The organism is Anabaena sp. CS-542/02 (genome assembly GCF_028331085.1).
Lineage (GTDB): Bacteria > Cyanobacteriota > Cyanobacteriia > Cyanobacteriales > Nostocaceae > Anabaenopsis > Anabaenopsis arnoldii.
In genome coordinates, this window is record NZ_JAQMTM010000009.1 from 1 (window position 1) to 4,003 (window position 4,003).

Genomic DNA, 4,003 nt, shown 5'->3' on the forward strand with positions numbered 1-4,003 from the left:
AAGTCTGTATTTTTAGTAAGAAAAATAGCCCCTTAAAAGACCATTGTCCGTATAAAATCTTCCTTGTCCACTTTCCTTCCTTGTCTTCCTAGTCTTGCCTTCACAGATCATATTAAAAACCTACCCTTGCAAGGAGAGGGAGGGGTTAAATAATATTCGATACACTAATCATGACTTGACAAACATCCTCTCACAGTCCCCATGTATAACTCTGGTTTGATAACCATCTTAGTTGTAGGTCAGGTATAGCTACGCCACCCAAGCTATGACTTTAATTCAACAGTTAACTCTCTACTTCTGTTTGTCGCCAGACAAGTAAAAGCAAGGAATGTCAAGTATCCTGTAATACCATATCCCTGGGCGTGGGAAGTTTCAGAAAATTTAAATTAATCATTTTATTTTAATTCTCTCAAAAAATGAAAATAAAAAAATGATTTAATTGTTAAATTGCAGTGAGATATAGTAAAAACTGTACTATTGTATAAGTGTATCTAATCAGAGGAAATTGAACAGGTTAATCTTAATTCATATATGTAAAGTAATGTTGTGAATACCTATCAAGGTTGAGTGAAGAGTTTATTCATCATTGAGAAAGTATTCATATCAAGATTTGTTAATGAAATTAATAAATATTTTCATGGCGATCGCCATTGAATAGATTTTGTTTGCACCTTATAATCAGAGAGCCTGTTAATCAGGCTCCTTTTTTTTGGAATTAGCAAGAAATCTCTATGAACCAGGGTGATGATACATAAATTCCCATAACTGTTCAACTACAAAATGGTGTTTATAACGAAAATGCATGGCGCAATCAAGCTCATGGCTGAAAGTGATGAAAACACAACAATTGAGAACTAGTCCATTGATTTCGATTTCTCAGATATATGTATAATTAATTGCATATAGCATTTCCCATGCTCGTGAGGTACAAAGTTGTTTAGTTTCAGGGAACAGGGAATAGGCAATTGATGTGTACTTCATTAGCCTGAAAAAGGCTTTATATAATTTTAACCGAGTAAGCTTATGTCTAAACCACTGTGGTATCAGAGAGAATTACCCCAGTTTCCAGAAAACAGGTTTTTGCATTTATGCCCATTTTCAGGAATCAAATAGGATTTTTCCGGTTTAATTGACAAATTAACAGACAAAACTCTTGGTTATTTGAAAAATCTGTAACTCAGTGTTGTGAATTTGATTTAAAATGGTATATTAACTTTCCCTCAGAGGATGTTTGAAAAATTTTGTGCGCATATAATTCGCTACTACACCCATGGTGAACTCAAGAAAAACTCAGCGTTTTCAATTCCCTATGCCTATTACCGTGTAATCGACGGCCAGTGCAGTATTTTAAGTAAGGTGAGTCAATATCATGATACTTAGTATGGCAATGGCTAGACGGCTGAAAATAATTGATCAACATCCTCTCAGGAGAATAGCAAAAATCACCAGTTTGGCTCTATGCACAATAAATTATTTAATACTAACATCAAGAACTCTCACGTATTATTAACGCCGAATGAAGTCAAAACAAAATTACCTTTAACTAAATTGGCTGAAGAGAATGTTTGGCAATATAGACAGGAAATCAAAAGTATCCTAGATTTTCAGGACAGCAGAAAATTCATTGTAGTTGGGCCATGCTCAATTCATGATCCAGAAGCAGCACTGGAATACGCCCAGAAATTGAAAGTTTTATCTGACAGAGTGAAGGATAAACTGCTACTCATTATGAGGGTGTACTTTGAAAAACCCCGCACTACCGTGGGATGGAAAGGATTGATTAATGATCCAGATATGGATGATTCTTTCCATGTAGAAAAAGGTTTATTAACTGCACGTAGCCTACTGCTAAAAATAGTAGAGTTGGGTTTAGCGGCTGGTACAGAGGCACTAGATCCCATCATACCTCAATATATTAGTGAGTTGATTACATGGTCTGCCATTGGCGCACGAACTACTGAATCACAGACCCATCGTGAAATGGCTAGTGGACTTTCCATGCCTGTAGGGTTTAAAAATGGTACTGATGGTAATATTCAAGTCGCTTTAAATGCTTTACAGTCTGCTAAAAGTCCTCATAGTTTCTTAGGCATTAATCATAAAGGACAGGTTAGTGTATTTGAAACTAGAGGAAATCCCTATGGTCACGTTATTTTACGTGGTGGTAGTCAGCCTAACTTTGAAGCAGCAAATGTCAAACTGGTAGAAGAAAAATTAAAAGAGGCTGATTTATCACCAAGAATTGTCATCGACTGTAGCCACGGAAATACTAATAAAGATTACAAATTACAACCGAATGTATTAGAAGATGTGATTCAACAAATAGTTGATGGTAATACATCAATAGTAGGTGTAATGCTGGAATCAAACTTATATGAAGGTAATCAACCCATAGCCGGTAAGCGAGAAGAGTTAAAGTATGGTGTTTCTGTAACCGATAAATGTATCAACTGGGATGAAACTGAAAAGATTATTTTGGCTGCTTACCAAAAACTGCATTAGTTGCTAGGGTAGAAGTTGACACAAGCAGTTGAAATATCGATATACCAGCCCATACAGCCAAAATACTGATTGCTGATTCATACCAACAATTTGGCGGCTGTGATATCATGGGAGATTGCTGCATACATTTAACATAACTAGAAACTGAATCTATCATGGCTCTGACGCAACAGCGCAAACAAGAAATCATGTCGAACTATCAAGTTCACGAAACCGATACTGGTTCTGCCGAAGTTCAAGTTGCCATGCTGACCGACCGCATTAGTCGCCTCAGCTTACATCTCCAGGCAAATAAAAAAGACCATTCCTCCCGTCGGGGATTATTGAAGATGATTGGTCAGCGCAAGCGTCTTCTCTCCTATATTCAAAAAGGCAGTCGGGAAAAATATCAAGATTTAATTGCTCGTCTCGGTATTCGTGGGTAGGAATTATCGCTTATGTCTGCTGAAGAATCCGAGGGTAGCCCCTTACCTTTTGAACCAAAAACCAAGAAGCGCCAAAAACCCACCAAAGGCACCAGTAAACCACAAGCACAGGTAAAGACTACAGAAAAACCCCCTAACAAGCAGCCACCTTTCACTAAAGAAGAAATGGCCATTCCCGAGGTTGTTAGCCAAAGGATGATCCGGCGTGTGGCGGGATTCTGTGGTATACCAACAGCTTTGGGTATTACAACCCTAGTAGTCAGTTATTTACTGGCTACGTATACAGAGATCCAACTGCCTCCCATTGCCGTGTTATTGGTGAATATGGGATTATTTGGCATTGGAGTTTTGGGGATTACTTATGGTGTTCTTTCCTCCTCTTGGGATGAAGAAAGACCTGGGAGCCTATGGGGTCTAGGCGAATTTAGTACCAATTGGGGTCGAATGGTGGAAGTGTGGCGCGAAACTCGGCAAAAAAACCTATGAGCCTTGGCGCTCAGGTATCAGACTAACTGCGGTATGGGCTAGATTGTGAAGTTAGGCCATTTTACCTAACTTCCAAATTCCTAAGTAAAACTTATACTGGGCAGGATAAGTACTGATCGCCTAATCTTTTAACGTCATCTGCCAATCTGTATATTTCCTTAGAAGGTTAGCCAATAGCTAGTTATTTACTAATAATAGATTACATATGCTCATAAATACTAATATAGTGGTCTGGCTTATGTACCACTACAAGAAGCAGTTAAACAACTGGGATTACACCCAAACACTTTAAGGAAGTACGCAGACAATGGCAAGATTGAAAGCATTAAAAACGAAGCAGGACAAAGACTTTTTCACATTGAATTCTACCTCCGTGGTGCAACTAGAACTTCCTTTGTCTGCTACTGCCGAGTTAGTTCAACCAAGCAACGAGACGACCTTGGTAGACTTGCCTATATGCAATCACTCTACCCAGATGCCGAAATCATCAAAGATATCGGCAGTGGAATCAACTTTAAAAGAAAAGGACTGCAAGCCTTACTGGACAGACTTATGCGGGGAGATAAGCTCACGCTTGTTGTTACCTGTCG

At 38.5% G+C, this 4,003-nt stretch carries 4 protein-coding genes; all 4 read left to right on the top strand.

Going from position 1 to position 4,003, the window contains the following annotated elements; all coding sequences use genetic code 11:
- Positions 1 to 1,458 precede the first annotated feature (1,458 nt).
- Positions 1,459 to 2,502: a 3-deoxy-7-phosphoheptulonate synthase gene (locus PN447_RS00570; RefSeq protein WP_271760033.1), complete on the top strand. Its 1,044-nt coding sequence runs from the start codon at positions 1,459 to 1,461 to the stop codon at positions 2,500 to 2,502.
- Positions 2,503 to 2,657: 155 nt separating this feature from the next.
- Positions 2,658 to 2,927, top strand: a complete 270-nt coding sequence (gene rpsO, locus PN447_RS00575) for a 30S ribosomal protein S15 (protein ID WP_271760034.1) — start codon at positions 2,658 to 2,660, stop codon at positions 2,925 to 2,927.
- A 12-nt stretch (positions 2,928 to 2,939) separates the two neighbouring features.
- Positions 2,940 to 3,413 carry a PAM68 family protein gene (locus PN447_RS00580; protein WP_271760035.1) on the top strand — a complete coding sequence of 158 codons (474 nt, stop codon included), beginning with the start codon at positions 2,940 to 2,942 and terminating at the stop codon, positions 3,411 to 3,413.
- Between the two features lie 267 nt (positions 3,414 to 3,680).
- A partial coding sequence (locus PN447_RS18585; RefSeq protein ID WP_334311064.1) for a recombinase family protein occupies positions 3,681 to 4,003 on the top strand: 323 nt, incomplete at its 3' end.

Excerpts from the sequence above, each read along its gene's own strand:
- PN447_RS00570 (WP_271760033.1), top strand. The coding sequence starts at position 1,459 with ATGCACAATAAATTATTTAATACTAACATCAAGAACTCTCACGTATTA.
- PN447_RS00580 (WP_271760035.1), top strand. The coding sequence starts at position 2,940 with ATGTCTGCTGAAGAATCCGAGGGTAGCCCCTTACCTTTTGAACCAAAA.
- rpsO (WP_271760034.1), top strand. The coding sequence starts at position 2,658 with ATGGCTCTGACGCAACAGCGCAAACAAGAAATCATGTCGAACTATCAA.